The organism is Moraxella sp. CTOTU47618 (genome assembly GCF_032017425.1).
GTDB classification, from domain to species: domain Bacteria; phylum Pseudomonadota; class Gammaproteobacteria; order Pseudomonadales; family Moraxellaceae; genus Faucicola; species Faucicola tetraodonis.
This window is the reverse complement of sequence record NZ_DALZPW010000004.1, coordinates 15749-34731: the sequence shown is the minus strand read 5'-3', so window position 1 is coordinate 34731 and position 18983 is coordinate 15749. Positions and strand designations below refer to the sequence as shown.

Annotated in this window: 17 protein-coding genes; 11 read left to right on the top strand and 6 right to left on the bottom strand. The window is 39.9% G+C overall.

Annotated features, from left to right (window positions below; genetic code table 11):
* Genes RTS09_RS04785 through RTS09_RS04750 form a run of 8 tightly spaced genes read left to right on the top strand, consistent with a single transcriptional unit; the run spans position 1 to position 8165 of the window.
* Positions 1-1077 carry a glycosyltransferase gene (locus RTS09_RS04785; protein ID WP_312534798.1) on the top strand — a complete coding sequence of 359 codons (1077 nt, stop codon included), beginning with the start codon at positions 1-3 and terminating at the stop codon, positions 1075-1077.
* A gap of 3 nt (positions 1078-1080) precedes the next feature.
* Positions 1081-2145 (top strand): hypothetical protein, encoded by a 1065-nt coding sequence (locus RTS09_RS04780; protein ID WP_312534794.1) that lies wholly within the window; start codon positions 1081-1083, stop codon positions 2143-2145.
* Positions 2142-3272 carry a glycosyltransferase family 4 protein gene (locus tag RTS09_RS04775; protein WP_312534793.1) on the top strand — a complete coding sequence of 377 codons (1131 nt, stop codon included), beginning with the start codon at positions 2142-2144 and terminating at the stop codon, positions 3270-3272. The genes RTS09_RS04780 and RTS09_RS04775 overlap by 4 nt, the downstream gene beginning before the upstream one ends.
* Positions 3273-3866 (top strand): sugar transferase, encoded by a 594-nt coding sequence (locus tag RTS09_RS04770; protein ID WP_312534790.1) that lies wholly within the window; start codon positions 3273-3275, stop codon positions 3864-3866.
* A 12-nt stretch (positions 3867-3878) separates the two neighbouring features.
* A complete protein-coding gene (locus RTS09_RS04765) occupies positions 3879-4844 on the top strand; it encodes an ATP-grasp domain-containing protein (protein ID WP_312534787.1) in 966 nt (321 codons plus the stop codon).
* The gene (locus tag RTS09_RS04760) at positions 4828-5499 is read left to right on the top strand and encodes an HAD family hydrolase (RefSeq protein ID WP_312534784.1); all 672 of its coding nucleotides are present in this window, start codon (positions 4828-4830) and stop codon (positions 5497-5499) included. The genes RTS09_RS04765 and RTS09_RS04760 overlap by 17 nt, the downstream gene beginning before the upstream one ends.
* Positions 5500-6714 (top strand): DegT/DnrJ/EryC1/StrS family aminotransferase, encoded by a 1215-nt coding sequence (locus RTS09_RS04755; RefSeq protein WP_312534781.1) that lies wholly within the window; start codon positions 5500-5502, stop codon positions 6712-6714.
* 14 nt (positions 6715-6728) lie between these two features.
* Complete coding sequence (locus tag RTS09_RS04750) at positions 6729-8165, top strand: capsule assembly Wzi family protein (RefSeq protein ID WP_312534778.1); 1437 nt, start codon at positions 6729-6731, stop codon at positions 8163-8165.
* Positions 8166-8239: 74 nt separating this feature from the next.
* On the opposite strand, the gene RTS09_RS04745 is transcribed toward RTS09_RS04750, so the two are convergent.
* Complete coding sequence (locus tag RTS09_RS04745; RefSeq protein ID WP_312534775.1) at positions 8240-9016, bottom strand: ferredoxin--NADP reductase; 777 nt, start codon at positions 9014-9016, stop codon at positions 8240-8242.
* A 177-nt stretch (positions 9017-9193) separates the two neighbouring features.
* Between RTS09_RS04745 and tsaA the strand changes: the two genes are divergently transcribed.
* The 3 genes from tsaA to RTS09_RS04730 all read left to right on the top strand — a co-directional run bounded on the left by tsaA (position 9194) and on the right by RTS09_RS04730 (position 11856).
* Positions 9194-9925: a tRNA (N6-threonylcarbamoyladenosine(37)-N6)-methyltransferase TrmO gene (tsaA, locus tag RTS09_RS04740; protein ID WP_312534773.1), complete on the top strand. Its 732-nt coding sequence runs from the start codon at positions 9194-9196 to the stop codon at positions 9923-9925.
* 174 nt (positions 9926-10099) lie between these two features.
* Positions 10100-10492 carry an MCR_0457 family protein gene (locus tag RTS09_RS04735; protein ID WP_062330693.1) on the top strand — a complete coding sequence of 131 codons (393 nt, stop codon included), beginning with the start codon at positions 10100-10102 and terminating at the stop codon, positions 10490-10492.
* 224 nt (positions 10493-10716) lie between these two features.
* Positions 10717-11856 (top strand): D-alanyl-D-alanine carboxypeptidase family protein, encoded by a 1140-nt coding sequence (locus RTS09_RS04730; protein WP_040403236.1) that lies wholly within the window; start codon positions 10717-10719, stop codon positions 11854-11856.
* Between the two features lie 64 nt (positions 11857-11920).
* Here RTS09_RS04730 and RTS09_RS04725 read toward each other — a convergent pair whose 3' ends face one another.
* The 5 genes from RTS09_RS04725 to hisS all read right to left on the bottom strand — a co-directional run bounded on the left by RTS09_RS04725 (position 11921) and on the right by hisS (position 18937).
* Positions 11921-13771, bottom strand: a complete 1851-nt coding sequence (locus RTS09_RS04725) for a sensor histidine kinase (protein ID WP_312534770.1) — start codon at positions 13769-13771, stop codon at positions 11921-11923.
* 34 nt (positions 13772-13805) lie between these two features.
* Positions 13806-15209, bottom strand: a complete 1404-nt coding sequence (gene der, locus RTS09_RS04720) for a ribosome biogenesis GTPase Der (protein WP_096488988.1) — start codon at positions 15207-15209, stop codon at positions 13806-13808.
* A 201-nt stretch (positions 15210-15410) separates the two neighbouring features.
* The gene (gene bamB, locus RTS09_RS04715; protein WP_312116779.1) at positions 15411-16652 is read right to left on the bottom strand and encodes an outer membrane protein assembly factor BamB; all 1242 of its coding nucleotides are present in this window, start codon (positions 16650-16652) and stop codon (positions 15411-15413) included.
* Positions 16653-16745: 93 nt separating this feature from the next.
* A complete protein-coding gene (locus RTS09_RS04710) occupies positions 16746-17573 on the bottom strand; it encodes a YfgM family protein (protein ID WP_050325764.1) in 828 nt (275 codons plus the stop codon).
* A 65-nt stretch (positions 17574-17638) separates the two neighbouring features.
* Complete coding sequence (gene hisS / locus RTS09_RS04705) at positions 17639-18937, bottom strand: histidine--tRNA ligase (RefSeq protein ID WP_050325765.1); 1299 nt, start codon at positions 18935-18937, stop codon at positions 17639-17641.
* Positions 18938-18983 lie beyond the last annotated feature (46 nt).

Sequence of the window (18983 nt, the reverse complement as noted above, 5' to 3'; positions counted from 1 at the left end):
ATGAAAATTTTATATGTAATTACTGGACTAGGTCAAGGTGGCGCAGAGCGAGTAGTTTGTGATTTAGCAGATAAAATGTATGAAAAAGGGAATGATGTTAAAATTGCGTATCTGACTGGTGATATTTTAACAAAGCCTCGCTACCAAGAAATTGAATTAATTAAAATTAATTTAAATAGTTTGCTGTTATTTCCTCTTGCTTATATTAAACTTTCTAAAATAATTAAGAATTTTGAACCAGATGTTGTTCATTCACATATGGTACACGCTAATATTTTTACGCGTCTTATTCGAGCAGTTACCCCTATAAAAAAACTTATTTGTACTGCGCATAATAGTGATGAAGGAGGGGGATTGAGAATGCTTGCGTACAGATTTACACATAATCTAGCTGATTTAACTACTAATGTTAGTAATGAAGCAGTACAAGCATTTATCGAAAAAAAAGCAGTACCAGGCTCAGATATCATCACAACATATAATGGAATAGATCTGAGTAGGTTTTTTTATAACTCAGAAGCCAAAAATAAAATTCTGAATGAACTTAATCTAAATATAAATTCTTATTTGATTCTAGCAGTAGGACGTTTTAGTGAGCAGAAGGATTATCCAAATTTATTGCACGCTTTTAAAATTTTAAAAAATAAGAGTGTTAGAGATATTAAATTAATTATTGCAGGAGATGGGGAACTACGTTCAGAAATTGAAAAAATTATTGATGAGTTAGGTTTGAAGCAAGATATTCATTTACTAGGAAGACGCAATGACATACCAGATTTAATGAGTGCTGCAGATTTATTTGTATTATCATCTAAATATGAAGGCCTACCTACAGTTTTAATAGAAGCCATGGCTTGTCAGGTTCAAATAGTAGCAACAGATGTAAGTGGTGTTAAAGAAATTATAGATATTTATGGTCAGATCGTTCCTACCAAAGATAGTGAAAGTTTATCAAATGCTATTATTAAAGCAATAAGCAGGCCTATTAAAAATATTAATGGTGCTAAATATGTAAAGAGTAAATTTGACTTAGAGCTTATCTCTGAGCAGTGGTTGGATAAATACCGGAATAATTAATTCATGATTTTTTTGAGTAAGATTTCAAATAAAGCTATTTTTATTTGCATATTTATATTAATTTGTATAAAACTCATTACTTATTTTCTAATAAAAAGTGATTATTTTTCTATTGGGCTAGGTGGTGGTAGCGACGCAAATTATTATCATAATTATGCTCTAGGTTATGGTGATATTGCTGTAAATTTTTGGCCAGTAATTTTGAGATTTCTTAATGATTTTGGCTTCTATTCTCGTGATGGAATTTCTTATTTATTTTTGTTTGCAAATTTATTTATAATTCCTTTTTTAGTGGCTAAATTGTCTGGTCTTAATTTCCAAAAAAGTCAGAAGTATTACCTTTATAGTGTTCTGCTGTGTCTATTATATCCTACGCTTTTTTTCTTTGCATTCGATATTTACCGTGATGAATTTATGGTGCTCTGCTTTTTGGTGGGGTGCTTAATTGTGAAAAAATGTTTAAGTCGTTCGAATCTTATTTCCTTTTCCTATTTTTATATACTTGCAATTTTAATGGGTTTATTTTTGTTGGCTTTGCGTCCTTACCTAGGATACGCATTTTTAATGGCTTTAGTTTTATGGAAGATTAAGCTCACAAAAAAACGTATTTTTTTATTTGCCGTTTTATATTTCTTTGCATTGTTTATAGCGAATTATATTGGTATCTTTGATAGTTTAACAGAATATCGTTCTGGTTTTGATGAAGATAGCGGTGGCTCTACGTTAGGGTTGGACTTCTCAAATCCTGTAATGTTTATCCCTAATTTTATTCTAAGTACATTTGGACAGCTTTTTGGTTTATACGTTACTAACCCCTTAGCTATGATTTTGCTTTTGATAGAAACTTTCCCTTTTTTTATTATGCTGAAATATGTAATTAAAAATATTAAAATGGCAGATAGTTTTATACGATTTTTGTTAATATTTTTTGTAATTTATGGAAGTGTCTGGTTAATTGGTAATGACAATTTAGGTACAGCCGTAAGACTACGTATGTATAATTATTTTGCTATTTACATCAGCTTTTTTTATATCTTGAATTTGAAACGACAACAGGGGATTAAATGAAAATTATTATTATTGGAACTGTTGCCTCTAGTCTTTACACCTTTCGTAAAGATTTAATTTTATCTTTAATTGATAGAGGCTGTAAAGTTTACGCCTTCACTTCAGATAGTGATGAAAAAGAACTTACTAAAATTTCATTATTAGGTGCGATCCCTGTATTTTATAAACTCAGCCGAGGCGGTCTTAATCCTTATGAAGATTTATCTAACACGATAAGTCTTTATAAAAAAATCAAAAAAATTCAGCCCGATATCGTCCTTAGCTATTTTATCAAACCTGTCATCTATGGGACACTCGCTGCCAAACTTGCTAAAGTACCTAAAAAAATCGCTATGATAGAAGGCTTAGGCTTTGCCTTTACCGAGCAACCAAATGGCTACTCAAGAAAAGCCAAAATCGTACAACGAGTGCAAGTGGCTCTATTTAATCTGGCATTGCCATTAGCCGATAAAGTAATCTTTCTTAACCCAGATGACCCGATTGATTTATTAAAATCACACCACATTGGTGTTAAAAAAATTGAGGTTTTGGGTGGCATTGGCTTGAATCTAAAAGAATATCCATATCAGCCGATTAGTTTGGAATCTCAAACAAAATTTTTATTTATTGCTCGATTGATACGAGAAAAAGGAATTTTTGATTTTGTCGAAGCTGCTAAACTTGTGAAAAAAATATATCCAAATGCTATTTTCACAGTGTTAGGTGGTATTGATGAGCACGCACACGGGGCAATGACAAAATTTCAATTAGATGAATTAGTCCAATCGAATATTATAGAATATCCGGGGCAGGTGAATAATGTGTCTGAATGGATAGCTAATAGCCATGTTTTTGTATTGCCGTCATACTACCGCGAAGGTGTGCCACGCAGTACCCAAGAAGCGATGGCAGTCGGGCGTGCCATCATCACCACTGATGTGCCTGGTTGCCGAGAGACAGTGGTTGATGGGGTTAATGGTTTTCTGGTGCCAAAGTGGAATCCGCAGGCCTTAGCCGCGAAAATGATTTATTTCATCGAAAATCCAGAGCAAATTCAAGCAATGGGTGAAGAAAGTTATAAAATAGCCCAAGAAAAATTTGATGCTCGTAAAGTTAATGAACGACTACTAAAAATTTTAGGAGTATAAATGCTAAAACGTGCCTTTGATATCGCCGCTTCTACTTCTGCCCTTGTGGTACTATCGCCTGTACTCGCTATTACGGCGTATAAAGTCAAAAAAGAACTGGGCTCACCTGTGCTATTTCGTCAAACTCGTCCAGGCTTGCATGGCAAGCCGTTTGAAATGATTAAATTTCGCACCATGAAAGATGCGACTGATAAAGAGGGTAACGCGCTGCCAGATAGCGAGCGCTTGACAGAATTTGGTAAAAAACTGCGTGCCAGTAGCCTTGATGAGTTGCCCGAACTTTGGAATGTGCTCAAAGGGGATATGAGTTTGGTTGGTCCTAGACCTTTACTCATGGAATATTTACCTTTATATAGCCCTGAACAAGCCAAGCGTCATAACGTGCGTCCAGGGGTGACAGGTTATGCCCAGGTTAATGGTCGCAATAGTTTAAGTTGGGAAGATAAGTTCAAGCTTGACACTTGGTATGTTGAGCATCAATCATTGTGGTTAGATATGAAAATCTTGCTAAAAACCGTCAAAAAAGTCATTATCAAAGACGGTATTAGTGCCGAGGGTGAAGCAACGATGACAAAATTTACAGGTACAGTTTAAGAGAAATATTAAATGAATATTATTATAACTTCAGCAGGACAGCGAGTCTCATTAATTAAATCTTTTCAATTTGAATTAAAAAAAATTTTTCCTGAATCAAAAGTATTTACCGCGGACTTAAACCCTGTCCTTGCCCCTGCTTGTCATATTTCCGATGGTTATTTTAAAGTACCACGAGTCACAGCCGAAAACTATATTGATGAAATAATAAAGATTTGTGAAGAAAACAATATTAAACTTATTATTCCGACTATAGACACCGAACTTTTAATGCTAAGCGAAAATGCAGAAAAATTTAAATCGCATAATATTACTGCTCTCGTTAGTGACCATGAACTGATTCAGAAATGTAGAAATAAACGATTAACCAATCAATTGTTTCAAGACCATAATATTGCAGTGCCGAAGCAATATACGCTTAATAATTTGGAGTTTCCTGTATTTGTAAAACCCTGTGATGGAAGTTTAAGTAAAGGAATCTTTATCGCAGATAGCCAGGATGATATTACACAAGAACATCGCCAAAATGAAAAGCTTATGTATATGGAGCTTATCTCAAACGATGAATTTGATGAATTTACGGTTGATTGTTACTATGATAAAAATTCAATTTTAAAATGTGTAGTACCACGGCAACGCCTTGTTGTAAGAGCAGGAGAAGTTAATAAAGCTGCTACTCGTAACAATTTCATCGTAGAGCATTTTTTTAATAATATTGCTCAATTAAAGGGTGCAAGGGGTTGCTTGACTATTCAAGTATTTTTGCATAAAGAGCAGCGAATCATTAAAGGTATAGAAATAAATCCAAGATTTGGTGGTGGTTATCCGCTTACCTATTTATCTGGAGCAAATTATAGTAAGTGGGTATTAGAAGAATATTTACTTGATAAGCAGATTGAAGTATATAAATCATGGGAGCAAGATTTATTAATGCTACGGTATGATGCTGAGGTATTAGTGCATGACTTCAAAAAATAATGCAATAGTATTTGATTTGGATGATACCCTGTATCCAGAAATTGACTATCTTAAATCAGCCTATCAATTTATCTCGGAAAAAATTGCACCAATTGATAAAACATTATATTCGTTAATGATTGAAAAGTATTTTAAAAATGAAAATGTTTTCGATTATGTTGAACAAACATATAATGTTGATAAATCGCAACTTTTAAACTGGTATCGAACTCATTTTCCCCATCTTAAACTTTATCCACATGTGGAATGTTTTTTAAAAAATTTTAGAGATGATTTTAAATTTGCAATTATCACAGATGGTCGGTCAATAACCCAACGTAACAAAATTAAATCGCTTGGACTCGATTTATATATCGATGCAATTATTATCTCAGAAGAGATAGGTAGCGAGAAACCTAGTCTAGCAAACTTTGATAAAGTTAAACAACTATTGAATTGTGAAAGTTATTGCTATATAGCTGACAATACTAAGAAAGATTTTGTTACTCCAAATATGATGGGTTGGTTAACTATATGTTTAAATGACCAAGGTAATAATATACATAAACAAGATTTTTCCTTGCCTAATAAGTTTTTACCTGATATTCGTGTTTCAAGTTGGCAAGAAATCGAAAATATCTTTTCAAAAAAGATTAAATTAATAAGAGGTAAATAAATGTTAAACACCCATTTTTCACCCTGGCCTAGCTTTACCCAAGAAGAAGCCGATGCCGTGTCACAGGTGCTATTGTCCAATAAAGTTAATTACTGGACGGGCACAGAATGTCGAGAGTTTGAAAAAGAATTTGCCGCATGGGTAGGGACAGACTACGCAGTGGCACTGGCAAATGGTACATTGGCACTCGATGTTGCGTTACAAGCCATGGGTATTGGCGAGGGTGACGAAGTGATTGTCACGCCCCGTAGTTTTATCGCCAGTGTTTCAACGGTCGTCAATGCTGGTGCGATGCCGGTATTTGCAGATGTCGAAGCTGATACAGGCAATATCTCAGCGCGTACCATTGCCCCACATATTACCGACAAGACCAAAGCCATCATTTGCGTTCATCTCGCTGGCTGGCCTTGCGATATGGATGAGATTATGGCACTTGCCAAGCAGCATAACCTATGGGTCATCGAAGACTGTGCCCAAGCGCATGGCGCCAAGTACAAAGGTAAACCAGTGGGCAGTATTGGTCACGTTGGTGCTTGGAGTTTTTGTCAAGATAAAATCATGACCACAGGCGGCGAAGGTGGTATGGTCACGACCAATGACAAAGCCTTATGGCAAAAAATGTGGGAGTATAAAGACCACGGTAAAAACTACGATAGCATTTATCATAAACAACATCCACCGGGTTTTCGTTGGTTACATGACAGCTTTGGCACCAATTGGCGCATGATGGAAATGCAAGCGGTGATTGGTCGTATTCAGCTTAAAAAAATGGCTGAATGGACCAACATTCGTACACAAAACGCCAAAATTTTGCGTGAAGCTCTAACACAGTTTGCAGGTGAACAACAGTTTTTACGCATACCAGATATAGAATTTCACCAAGTTATGGGTAGCGATTCTGTCCATGCGTACTATAAATACTATGTGTATGTAAGACCTGAAAACTTGCCAGAGAATATCAATCGAGATGATATTTTAAATGCGCTTAACGAGAAAAAAATTCCTTGTTTCTCTGGCTCTTGTTCAGAAATTTATTTAGAAAAAGCATTTGACAATCATCCATCGCGTCCCAACGAGCGATTGACAGTTGCTAAAGAATTAGGGGAAACCAGCTTGATGTTTTTAATCCACCCGACATTGACAATAACTGAAATGCAAACGATTGCTACTACCACGGTTGATGTACTAACCACTCTATTCAATGCCAATACATAAACTGGGAGCCTCGTATGACAAATAAAACGGTTAAATATCTCTCATTGGGTGTACTACTTGGACTTTCGCAATTAAGTCATGCAGGTCAATTAGTTCAAATTGATAGTGAGCTACGTCAAACACTTGAGATTTTAAAACTCAACGGCGTTCTAAATGTTGATATATCAACATGGCCTATTAGTTCAGAAACCATAGAGACAGCCTTGAGTCAAGCGCAGCCCAAATCAGACAATGATAAACTGTTATTGAATCAAGTTAAACAAAAGCTTGCAGCCAACGATGTATCCAAGCTACAAATAGTGAGCAACGTGAATGGTGACGAGCGCGCTGTGTTTAGCGGATTCAATACAGAAGGCAATACGGTAACGCCTTTGGGTGTTAGTGTGTCACATAGTCATGCAGGTGATAACATTGATTATAAAATTCAAGGCACCTTAAATGTCGATGATGATGAGCCTAGCAAGTCATCTAATCTTGATGGCAGCTACATTGGCACAAAATTAGGCAATCATCGCCTTGCCTTTGGTAGTATTCCGGTATGGTGGGGCAACGGCGTTGATGGCAGTTTAATTCGCAGTGATGCGGCTAGACCTGTCACCGGCTTTTTAATGCAGCGCGCCAATAATACTCCTATTAATTTTCCTGTATTATCAAAACTGGGTAATTTTAATTACCAAATCACTGCCGGTCAATTACAAGACTATAAATCAGAGCCTCACGCTAAATTGATTGGCATGCGGGCGAGTTTTGAGCCGCATGAAGCGTTTCAAATCGGCGCATCGCGTTCCTTGATGTGGGGTGGCGATAATAAGTCTGAAAGCCTAAAGTCTTTAGGAAAGGCTTTAATCGGCAAATATGATAATGGCGGCGAAGATGAAGATCCTTCAAACCAAATCGCAGGAATTGATGCACAGCTGAATTTAAAATCGTTGGTGAATTTGCCGGTGAGTGTCTATGGTGAATTCATTGGGGAAGATGAAGCAGGTGGTTTGCCTAGTAAAAAGGCGTATTTGGCAGGTTTAAAAGGTACGATTCCGCTGTTTCAACAGCCTTGGCTCTGGCATGCAGAATGGGCGAATACTTATTATGATTTAGACAAAACTAATATTATTTATGGTCACTCAATATATACAGATGGTTATTATCAAAAGGGCTTGCCGCTAGGTCATCCGATTGGTGGGGATGGTGAAATCATTAGCGTGGGGCTATCAGGTAATATTAACGCTAATAACCAGCTCGGGTTAAAATACGCCAACGCCAAAGTGAATCAGTCTAATCAAGTGATTAATTCAGCCTTCCCAACCAAGCAAGACTTGGATATTGTCGAAGCGGATTGGAAACATAAATACAATGACAAAACCTCGGTCAAACTGGGTATTTGGGGCAAAAAAGACAGCATCAGTGATGATAAAGATGCGGGTGGTAATTTGGTGTTAGAGTATAGCTACTAATAATTTTGAGTCATAAAAAAAGAGCCGTAAGGCTCTTTTTATGATTTTACTGTTCAACTTTTATTTTTCAACTTTTATTGCTCGACAAAGGCACGTTCAACCACATAATCACCCGTACCACCCATACGAGGTGATGGTTTAAGACCAAATTCATCGAGTAGTGCTGCCACGTCTTTATTCATAGATGGGCTACCGCAAATCATTGCGCGGTCATCGCTTGGATTGATGGGTGGTAATCCGATGTCTTGGAATAACTTGCCAGACTTCATTAAATCGGTCATACGCCCTTCATTGCGGAACGGTTCACGCGTGACTGTGGGGTAATAGATGAGTTTATCTTTAACGTATTCACCCAGTAACTCATCTTCAAACAAGGCTTTTTCAAACATCTCACGGTAGCCCAGTTCACTCACATAGCGTACGCCATGCACCACGATAACTTTCTCAAAACGCTCATACACTTCTGGGTCACGGGCAAGTGACAAAAATGGTGCCAAGCCTGTACCTGTTGCTAACATATACAAATGCTTGCCAGGGTTTAGGTCATCAAGCACGAGGGTGCCAGTGGGTTTTTTACTTACTAATAATTTATCACCTACTTTGATATGCTGTAAAATAGACGTCAAAGGACCATCTTGGACTTTGATAGAATAAAATTCGAGCTCTTCATCATAGTTGGTGCTGGCAATAGAGTAGGCACGCATCAAAGGTTTTCCATTGACTTCCAGACCAATCATGGCAAATTCACCATTCCTAAAACGTAAACCTGCATTACGGGTAGTTTTTAGGCTAAATAATGTGTCATTCCAATGATGCACATAGGTAACGGTTTCTTCATAAAATTTTGACATAGCGCCCAACCTTATATTGGTCATAGATAAAATTAAAAGTGAATAAAGGATAAAAAAAGCGGGTTAATATTGACATTCTGGGGCGATATGATAGCAAATTTTTGATGATTTAGTCGAATTTGGGCGTAAAAAAATGGCATAATCATAGTTTAAAATATCATATTTTAACGACCCATTATGTTACCACAACAAATTACCCTGCCGATTATCGGCATTGTGAACTCCCCACTTAAGCAAAAGTTTGGCACGCCTCGCCAGCCCAATCTTGTCGATATCAACGCTACTATCAGTATGTTGCCGCCCTATAATATGCTCAGTGCTTTTGAAGGCATTGCCCAATTTAGTCATCTTTGGATTATATGGCAATTTCATCAAAATCGAGTCAATACTAATCAGTCAAATTTTCAGCCAACAGTCCGTCCACCTAGACTTGGCGGCAACCAAAAGATAGGGGTCTTTGCCAGTCGAAGTATGTATCGACCGGCAAATATTGGATTGTCGGTGGTCAAATTTTCACATATTGAAAACACTGAGGCGGGTTTGAGGCTGCATATCATCGGCGGTGATATGGTAGATGGCACACCAGTCATTGATATCAAACCATATTTGCCTTATAGCGATAGTATCGATGATGCGATTGCTGGGTATGCCAGCCAAAAACCCATCATCAAGTCGGTGCATTGGCATCCAGATTTATTGCCTGATTTATCCAATATTGCAGTAAAAAGTCAGCTAAATCAAACAGATTGGCAAACCATCGAGCAACTCATTGCGCAAGACCCTAGACCTGCGTATCGACAGCAAGCGCTTAATACCCCATTTGTCATGCGTTATCAAAATGTCGATGTTCATTTTAGCCAGATAGCAGAGAGTGTTTTGCAAATTCAAGCGATTGAACTATTAAACTAAGCCGTGAGATGGATGGTATAAAAGTTTTTACCTAGCCGTATATTGCTAAACTGTTTCAAAAAAATTTACTCGTTCACAAAATACTGACTATATAGCGTGATTATTCGCTATATTTTTTTTGATTATTTAGTATGATATGGGCTGTATTTTACTTAGATAACGTTAGGACACCGTATGATTAAACTGGGCAAAATCAGTCAAGCTATGATAGGCATGCTGTTAATGGGCGTCACCGTGAGTGGTATCGCTGAAGATAAAAATAACGATACCATCGCAATCGATATGTCAGAATTATCGACCACCAAAGAAGAAGTGGCGGTTTTACAAGTGTTGTCAGAAATCTGCCCACCCATGCTGAATAAATCGCAACAAACAGGGTTTAACACCGCTTATAATGTCGAGCTGAAAAAATTAATGCCGACCATCAGCGATCCTCGTTTAGCGGTGCAGTACTTATCCTCTCAGCAAGATTACAAGCAAATTTTGAATGAAACTCGCCAATGGACACTCAGTTATCCAAAAGCGGAGAATCTTGAACTGTGCAAAGACCTTGCCAACAGTAAATAATAATTATAAGTTAAGCTATGCTATCCACCCCCTAACTGATTTAGGGGGTTTTATTTGTGATAAATCGTTGATTTTTAGACCGAATACAGTGTTGAATTACGATTTTTTTTGCTAATATAGGCAATTTGTTTTACCAAGCGTCCAAGCAAACAGGTCGCATTTGATTTGAGCCAAGAGTGAGTGAGATGAAAGCAATCGTAATACCGCAATACACCCAACGTCTGATGGTCGGCACTTTTGTCGCCGCCAGTTTTTTTGCCACAACTGTGCAGGCAAATGCCGCCATACAACAGCCTGAACTAGACAATTCTGCTTTTATCTTAATTGACTATGATACGGGTACGGTATTGGCTCAAAAAAATGCCGCGCAGCCATTCCCACCCGCATCATTGACCAAGATGATGACCAGTTACATCATTGAGCAGCGGCTGCTATCAGGGGCATTAAAAGAAAACGAACCCATCCTTATGACTCCTGAAGCTTGGTGTAAAGGCTCAAGTGAAGAGTCTTGTATGTATGTCCCTGTCAACACAACCGCCCCTGTGATTGATATGTTAAAAGGTATCATTATCCAATCGGGTAATGATGCATCAAAAGCGATGGCACAGCACATTGGCGGTAGCGAAACCACGTTTGCAGATTTGATGAATGAAGAAGCCAAAAAAATTGGCATGACCCATACCCATTTTATGAATGCGACCGGTATGCCACAAGAAGGCCATCAAGCATCTGCCGAAGATTTGGCGAAACTCGCCCAAGCGATTATCAAGAACAGTAAAAAATATTATCCCATCTATAGCCAAAAACAATTTACTTATAACGGCATCACCCAGGGCAACCGCAATGCGCTGTTGTTCACTGATCCAACGGTAGACGGCCTAAAAACAGGACATACCGACGAAGCAGGTTACTGCCTAGTAGCATCGAGTAAACGCGGTGATATGCGTCTGATTTCAGTGATTATGGGTACTAAAAGCGCTCAAGAGCGCGCAGACCAATCGCGCAACTTACTCAACTGGGGATTTAGTAACTTTGCTACTAAAATTGCCGCCCCTGCCCAAAAAAGCTACGGCAGCGTGCCAGTCAACTTCGGTGCTGTCGATAAAGTCAACGTCGTCAGCAAAGGCAATTTACAAGTACTAGTGCCAAAATTGGATCAAGAAAAAATCAGCACCGTGGTCAATTTGCCAGCCGATGTTAAAGCGCCGTTAGCGCAAGGTCAAGAAGTGGGTAAACTGGTTGCAATGCTCAATGGCAAACCTGTGGCGTCTGTCCCACTGGTCGCTGAAACCCAAGTTCAAGAAGCTGGAATTTTTAAACGTATGTGGCAACACATCGTACTATTCTTTAAAGGTTTATTCTAAATTACAAAGAAAAATCACAAAAAAAACCCTTCAAATGAAACGAAGGGTTTTTTTAACTCAAAATTTAACTCAATATATTGGACAACTCTTTGATATATTGATCGAGTCGCTCGTCTATGACTTCTTTTTTGACAAAATAATCCACCCCAGCTATTTTTAGTAATTCAATGGTATGCGGATTTAACGCTTTGGTGTCATAAACGCAGATAATGGTGACCCTGGCTTTATTTTCACGCTCACGAAATTTGCTGACGAAGTCTAACATCGCTTGATAATCAATATTTCGGGAGATAAATAACGCATCGACCGTATGAAATAACAAATAATCTTCAAGAAGTTCGCTACTGGTAAACGTCTCAACTTTAGCACCCGCATTTTCCATGCGTTTGGCCGTTTCGAATAAATCCTCATAGTGATACCAAGCGACAATATGTTTATTTAGCAATAAATTGCGTTCATAGTTGTGTTTCCAATCTTTTAGCAATAACGATACCTGAAAATTGCTACCCACATCAGGTTCGCTAGTAACTGTGATGCTGCCTTTCATCAGTGCTAACAGTTTTTTCACCAAAAATAATCCTGCAGAATTAGTTGATGAGGAATGTTTTACTTCAGGATTAATTTGGAAAAAAGGTTCAAAAATTAGCTCTAAATATTCCTTTGCAATGCCTATGCCGGTGTCTTCAATCTGCAGCGTCCATCGTACTTGCGTTTGTAAATGTTGCAACTGCGAGGTGATTGTTATGCTGCCTTTATCGGTAAATTTAATCGCGTTTTCTAGCAATGAACTGATAATTAGGGTGATTTTTTGAACATCGCCTTCTAGGACATAGTCGGCATGATAGGGCTTTGCCTTTAACGTGATATTTTTCTCGGCAGCCAGAGGCTGATAATCATTGACAATTTGGGTGATTAACCCCGTTGGACTAAATTGGTAGGCACTGACGCCTGTTTGACCTTTATCGATACGGTTAATTTGGATGATTTGATCAAGCTTAGCATTTAAATCATCTTTACCCAAAGTAATAATTTCAACGGCATCTTTTTGCTCAGCGCTGATATATTGATTGTGTAATAGCTGTAGACCCGATTCGATACGACTTACAGAGGATTTGAACTCATGAATCAAAATATTTTCAAATTTTGAATTGTGCTGAAGCTGCTTAATTTGGGTTTCTTCAAGGTCATTTTTTTCTTGGCGCAGAGTGTTGATTTGGGCAATTTGCGCCTTGCGCTTGTTGAGCAAATACACCAAAGCTTTTTCAAATACCCAAGCCTCATTACTTTTTGGCAGCTTATACGCCTCTGCCGCTAAAAATTCATCTTGCAAAATGTGATGGCTTAAATTTTCAAGTTTTGGTAAGCGATGGGTTAAATTTTGCACCTTTTGCAACACAAACCACAAATTGAACAGCGCAATAAATGATAACACCAGTACTAACGGCAAATGTTGCCAAAACCATTGCTGGCGAATGGTTTGTAGGTCAAGGGTGATATTGCTATAACCAATCAGCTGCTCTACTTTCGTGTTGTCTTGATGGGGCTTGAATGTCAATAAATTAATTTTAACAGGTTCACTCAATCCGTAATAGCGCTCAAAAAAAACCTCTGTGACTTTAATCGGATGGGTGGTCGGATGCTGCTGCTGATCAAATGGAAAAAAAACAATGCTTTCGTACTGCGGCATCTCGCTTAATAGTGTGTCAATGCTAGCGGTTGTCACACCGTTAGGATTACTTGCAGTAGACTGGGCAAGTAGATAATTAATCTTACTGGCCTGTTTGATTTCATATTGTACCGTTTGGGTCAAGTCGACTAAGGTATAAATCGCAAGGCAAATAAATAAAACCAATAAAAAGGGTATCGCAACGATACGCTTTAACCCAATTTGATAACCTAAAGTCTTCTGTACCATTCACTCATCCCTTAAAACGCCAATTAACATCACCTTAACGTTTTTTGCCGCGTTTTTTGAATTTTTGTACCTCTCGACGTTTACGTTCTTTTTGCGCATCCGTCATGGTATTGGTGCGACCTGCATAAGGATTGGCGTTTTGTTTAAATTCAACCCGAATCGGGGTGCCTTCAAGCTTAAATACCTTGCGAAATTCGTTTTCTAGGTAGCGACGATAACTGTTTGGCACTTGGCTGGTCTGATTGCCATGAATCACAATAATCGGTGGATTATGACCGCCCAAATGCGCAAAGCGCAATTTAATGCGTCGCCCGCCTACCATAGGGGGCTGGTGTGCAGTAACCGCATCTTGTAGAATTTGGGTCAAGCGACTGGTGGAAATATCAAACATTGCCGCATCATAGGCACGGTGAATCGATGGGTAAAGATTGCCAACACCCGTTCCGTGAAGCGCCGAGATTAAATGGACTTTTACATAAGGGATAAAGTTAAAACGTCGATCCATTTCAATTTTGACAAAGTTCTTTTGGTCTTGGTCAAGCCCGTCCCATTTATTGATGGCAAGCACCATCGCGCGACCTGCTTCTAAGGCGTAGCCTAATAAGTTCAAATCCTGATCGGTAATGCCTTCTTGCGCGTCAATGACCACGATGACCACGTGGGCATCTTTGATGGCTTGCAAGGTTTTTACCACAGAAAACTTTTCAACTTTTTCGTCAATACGTCCACGGCGACGCACACCCGCAGTATCAATCAACACATAATGTCTATTGTCACGCTCGTAAGGGATATAGATACTATCGCGCGTGGTACCTGGCATATCAAAAACCACCACGCGTTCTTCACCAAGCAAGCGATTGACAAGGGTCGATTTGCCCACGTTGGGTCTGCCAATGATGGCGATACGTAAGCCATCAGGTGCTTGTTCTTCTTGGTCATCGGTGGGCATATTGGCAGTGACGGCTTCTAATAAATTGCCGACCCCACGTCCGTGACTGGCTGCCATGGGAAATGGCTCGCCAAAACCTAACGCATAAAATTCATGAATCGCCGCTTCATGGACGCCATCCATTTTATTGGCGGCTAAAAACACGGGCTTGCCCAGGGTGTGAAGTTGTTTGGCAATAACTTCATCAGCGCCCGTGATACCCACGCGGCTATCAACCACAAACACAATGATATCTGCTTCATGGATAGCGGTATGCGATTGGTGCGACATATAATCATCAATGGTGCCGTCACCTTCATCCACTTCGCCAATACCACCGGTATCGATGACGATAAAGGATTTTTCTTCAAAGGTTGCGTCGCCATATTGACGGTCGCGGGTAAGACCTGCCAAATCAGCAACCAAGGCTTGACGACTGCGGGTCAACTGATTAAATAGGGTGGACTTGCCAACGTTCGGACGGCCAATCAAGGCAACAACTGGTTTCATAAATTTAATTTCCAAAATTTTCAAAAAGCAAGATTTTCAACAAGCAAGATTTTAAACACGCTTGAAAAATTCATTATTTCTATAACTTAACAAACCCAACATCGCGCTGCAATGCTGGGTTGTCATTTAAACTCACACTTTTATCAGTCTGGGCTGCTCATCCACTCGCCAAAACTGCCAAATGCGTGAACAGTTTAACAATTAACGATTTACTTGCCAAACACTAAGTGCGCCATTTGCGCTTTGGGCAATCAAACGGTTATTGATAAACTGTAATACCGCCACGTCGGATTTGGCTTGTTTTCTGTCAACCAGTGCCCCTGAGGTGCGGTCATACACATGCAAATAACCCATAGCATCACCAACCACCACGTAGTTGCCGATACTCACCGCGTTACTCAAACCACGATAAGACAAATTATCGGTTTGCCAATTAACCGTGCCTGTCATTTTATCCATCGCTACCAATTCGCCATCAAGCGAAGTGGCGTAAACTTGACTATCATCTGTGCCGACTGATTTTAGGCTCGCCAACTCTTTGACAAAACTTAGCTGCTGTGAAGCCATATCGGCAGCGACTAACTGACCGCTATAAGACACAACGTACAGCATATTGCCATCTAGTACGGGGGTGGCATCCACATCAGAAATTTTTTCGATATCACTACTGCCTTTGCTAATACCAAAACGTTTTGACCAAATAGGTACGCCATTATCGATATTTAAGGCATGGATACGACCATCGGCTGTCGACACCAGTACCGTATTGCGATTGAATAAAATCGGCGTGGCACTACCGCGAACGCTTAAATTTGGATTTTGGGTGTTAAAAGTCCAAATAGGCGCGCCAGACTCTAGCGACAGCGCACTAATTTTACCATCATTGCCAAGGGTAATGACACGGTTTTGGCTGATTAGGGCAGGGGATAGGGTTACGGTGTCTAAAGGCGTTTGCCAAATAACTTTGCCAGTCATTCTGTCTAACGCAATGATGACCCCTTTGCTGTCACTAACCACGGCTACGCGAGATTGTTCATCTAGCGCCACCCCTGACATTAAGCCTTGTTTGAGTTTGGTACTCCAAAGCACTTTGCCTTGCCCATCAAACGCTTGCACGCTACCGTCTGCTAACGCATTCACATAGCCATTGTTGTCATACGCCACGCGAAAGGCGGTAGGTTGCTGGCTGATGGTGGTTTTATTGCGCAAACTGCCAAAGCGTTTGCTAACTTTTGTATTACTGCCTTGACTAAACAGTGGGGAAATCACATTTTGACTGCTAGCGAGTTTTACAAGTGCGGCAGGTTTATGGACATTGTCAGATTTTTTAAACTTGTCACAACCTGTCAGGGTCATCGCTACCACCAAGGCGGTTGCAAATACGGCAGGTTTCATTAAGTTTGTCGATAAGGGTGTCGATTTTGTTGTTGTTATGGTAGTCATTGTTTATCTCGTAACGTACGGTGAAATTTAAATATTGCCATTTAAGAGTTTTGTCAGGTTAAGATTTTTTGCCTATTTTTTAGCTATGTGTGCCTATTTTGTGCTTGACGCAACTGCGGGCGCAGATGCGATTGCTGCAGCAGGGGCAGTTTTTTCAGCTTGGGTAGGCTTAGCGAGTACGCCCCCAGTTAAATCAGGTTGTTTGACGCTTAAGCCTAGGCTTTCCATTTTGATACGTAGCAATGCACGGTCTTGGGGGTTTGGGTTGTTTTGATTACGTTGTTCAATCAATTGCCAAGCCTTTTGGTAATGAGTAGCCGCCGCTTTTTTATCACCTTGTTGGTTGGCAATGTCCCCCAAAATCTCAAGTTTACTGGCTTCAAAGGCAGCAGGTAAGGGGCTTTGTAAGCGTTTTTGTGCCGCATCCGCTTGATTGTCTGACAATAGCACTTGTGCTTGGCGCAAAATGGCAATGGCTTTTAACCCATCATCCTTCAGCGTTAACTGAGATGCTTTTTGTAGCGTTGCCGCCGCCGCTTTTAGATCATTTTTATCGGTTTGCTGTTTGGCTTGCAGCATCAAGGCTTGCCATGTATAAACCGAATTATCATGTTTAGCCACAAATTCGCTCAAATCTTTGTCCAAATTGGTTTGCGCCGTAGTCAGTTGCGCTTGTGCTTTGGTATCGGTGGCAGCTTGGGTGGTTAGGGTCTCAATGTTGTTTTGGTCGCTTTGAATTTTGGCAAAATCGTTCGCCGCTGCGGTATCTATATTGCCGCCATGCTTTTGCCAGTAACTCCAGCCAAAATAGCCCGCTAATACCAACATAATGGCGGACAAAATATAGCCACCATATTGTTTAAGCGCGCCTAAGGATTGCTGTTCATCATTCACTAGCTTAGGTTGTACGTCTTTAACCATTACATAAAGCCTTTCAAAAAATTACTGATATAGGTTACCCATCAAATTTGGCTCAATCGGATAGATTAGATAAAATCTGGATTTTCGCTAAAGAGTGTGTCACTCGCGACCGTAATTTGGTCACCGGTTGCCATTTTTTTGATGGTAATTTGCTGGTTAGCGACTTCATCTTGCGCGATAATCACTGACAAGTGCGCACCTGATTTGTCGGCTTTTTTCATTTGCGCTTTTAAACTCGTGGCACTTGCCATTTTCACGCGAAGATTTGAGCGTCGTGTACGTAGCTCATGGGCAAATTTGATGGCATCGGTGTAAACATCAGGATGGGCGACCACAAATACATCACAGGCAGGTGTTGCCTCAAACGGATGCACCTTTTGCATGAGTAACAACAAACGCTCAAGCCCCATGGCAAAACCTACTGCAGGCTCGGAAGCGGCTGGTTTATCACTGCCAATGGCTTTGATTTGTCCAATAAGCCCATCATAACGCCCCCCAGCACATACCGTGGCTTGGCTACCTAGCTGGTCAGTCGTCCATTCAAATACGGTTTTATTGTAATAATCTAAACCGCGTACCAGTTTTGGATTAATCACAAAATTGATGCCGACTGCTTTAAGATAATGTTGCAAGGCTTCAAAATGCTGCTGGCTTGCTGCCCCCAAAAAGTCAGCAAGCTTTGGGGCGTTCTCTAAAATTTGTTGGGTGTTTTTATCTTTACTATCCAAAATACGTAGTGGGTTGGTGGTTAAGCGGCGCTGACTATCTTCATCCAATTGAGATTTTTTATCGGTTAAAAAATCCACCAAGGCTTGGCGATACGCCAGTCGTTCGTCTATCTCGCCCAAGCTATTAATCTCAAGTTGCACCACGTCTAAAATGCCCAATTTTTGCCACATTTGGTAGGTCATGATAATAAGCTCAGCATCAGCATCCGCCAATTCACTGCCAAAACTCTCAACCCCTAATTGGTGAAACTGACGATAACGGCCTTTTTGCGGTTGTTCATAGCGAAACATAGGACCAATATACCAAAGTTTTGGATTATCACCCCGCAATAAGTTATGCTCCACGACGGCACGTACCGCGCCTGCCGTGCCTTCAGGGCGTAGCGTCAATGCGGTAGGTGGGTTGGATTTGTCATAAAAGCTATACATTTCCTTTTCGACAATGTCAGTGGCATCGCCAATCGCACGGGCAAATAGCTGGGTTTCTTCAACGATTGGGAGACGTATTTGCTCAAAGCCAAATTGATTGAGCACATCGATAAGGCTGCTTTCAAGTTGGCGCCACTCACTCGATGGGCGCGTAGATTCTGTCTCAATATGTAAGATATCATTAAACCCTTTAATGGATTTTAACATGGTCAATTTCCCAAATAATGCAAACTAAAAAAATAAACAACACAAA

Coding starts and splice junctions, on each gene's coding strand:
- hisS (WP_050325765.1), bottom strand. CDS start 18,937: ATGTTAAAATCCATTAAAGGGTTTAATGATATCTTACATATTGAGACA.
- RTS09_RS04725 (WP_312534770.1), bottom strand. CDS start 13,771: ATGGTACAGAAGACTTTAGGTTATCAAATTGGGTTAAAGCGTATCGTT.
- bamB (WP_312116779.1), bottom strand. CDS start 16,652: ATGACTACCATAACAACAACAAAATCGACACCCTTATCGACAAACTTA.
- RTS09_RS04735 (WP_062330693.1), top strand. CDS start 10,100: ATGATTAAACTGGGCAAAATCAGTCAAGCTATGATAGGCATGCTGTTA.
- tsaA (WP_312534773.1), top strand. CDS start 9,194: ATGTTACCACAACAAATTACCCTGCCGATTATCGGCATTGTGAACTCC.
- RTS09_RS04760 (WP_312534784.1), top strand. CDS start 4,828: ATGACTTCAAAAAATAATGCAATAGTATTTGATTTGGATGATACCCTG.
- RTS09_RS04750 (WP_312534778.1), top strand. CDS start 6,729: ATGACAAATAAAACGGTTAAATATCTCTCATTGGGTGTACTACTTGGA.
- RTS09_RS04710 (WP_050325764.1), bottom strand. CDS start 17,573: ATGGTTAAAGACGTACAACCTAAGCTAGTGAATGATGAACAGCAATCC.
- RTS09_RS04780 (WP_312534794.1), top strand. CDS start 1,081: ATGATTTTTTTGAGTAAGATTTCAAATAAAGCTATTTTTATTTGCATA.
- RTS09_RS04765 (WP_312534787.1), top strand. CDS start 3,879: ATGAATATTATTATAACTTCAGCAGGACAGCGAGTCTCATTAATTAAA.
- RTS09_RS04755 (WP_312534781.1), top strand. CDS start 5,500: ATGTTAAACACCCATTTTTCACCCTGGCCTAGCTTTACCCAAGAAGAA.
- RTS09_RS04770 (WP_312534790.1), top strand. CDS start 3,273: ATGCTAAAACGTGCCTTTGATATCGCCGCTTCTACTTCTGCCCTTGTG.
- der (WP_096488988.1), bottom strand. CDS start 15,209: ATGAAACCAGTTGTTGCCTTGATTGGCCGTCCGAACGTTGGCAAGTCC.
- RTS09_RS04775 (WP_312534793.1), top strand. CDS start 2,142: ATGAAAATTATTATTATTGGAACTGTTGCCTCTAGTCTTTACACCTTT.
- RTS09_RS04730 (WP_040403236.1), top strand. CDS start 10,717: ATGGTCGGCACTTTTGTCGCCGCCAGTTTTTTTGCCACAACTGTGCAG.
- RTS09_RS04745 (WP_312534775.1), bottom strand. CDS start 9,016: ATGTCAAAATTTTATGAAGAAACCGTTACCTATGTGCATCATTGGAAT.
- RTS09_RS04785 (WP_312534798.1), top strand. CDS start 1: ATGAAAATTTTATATGTAATTACTGGACTAGGTCAAGGTGGCGCAGAG.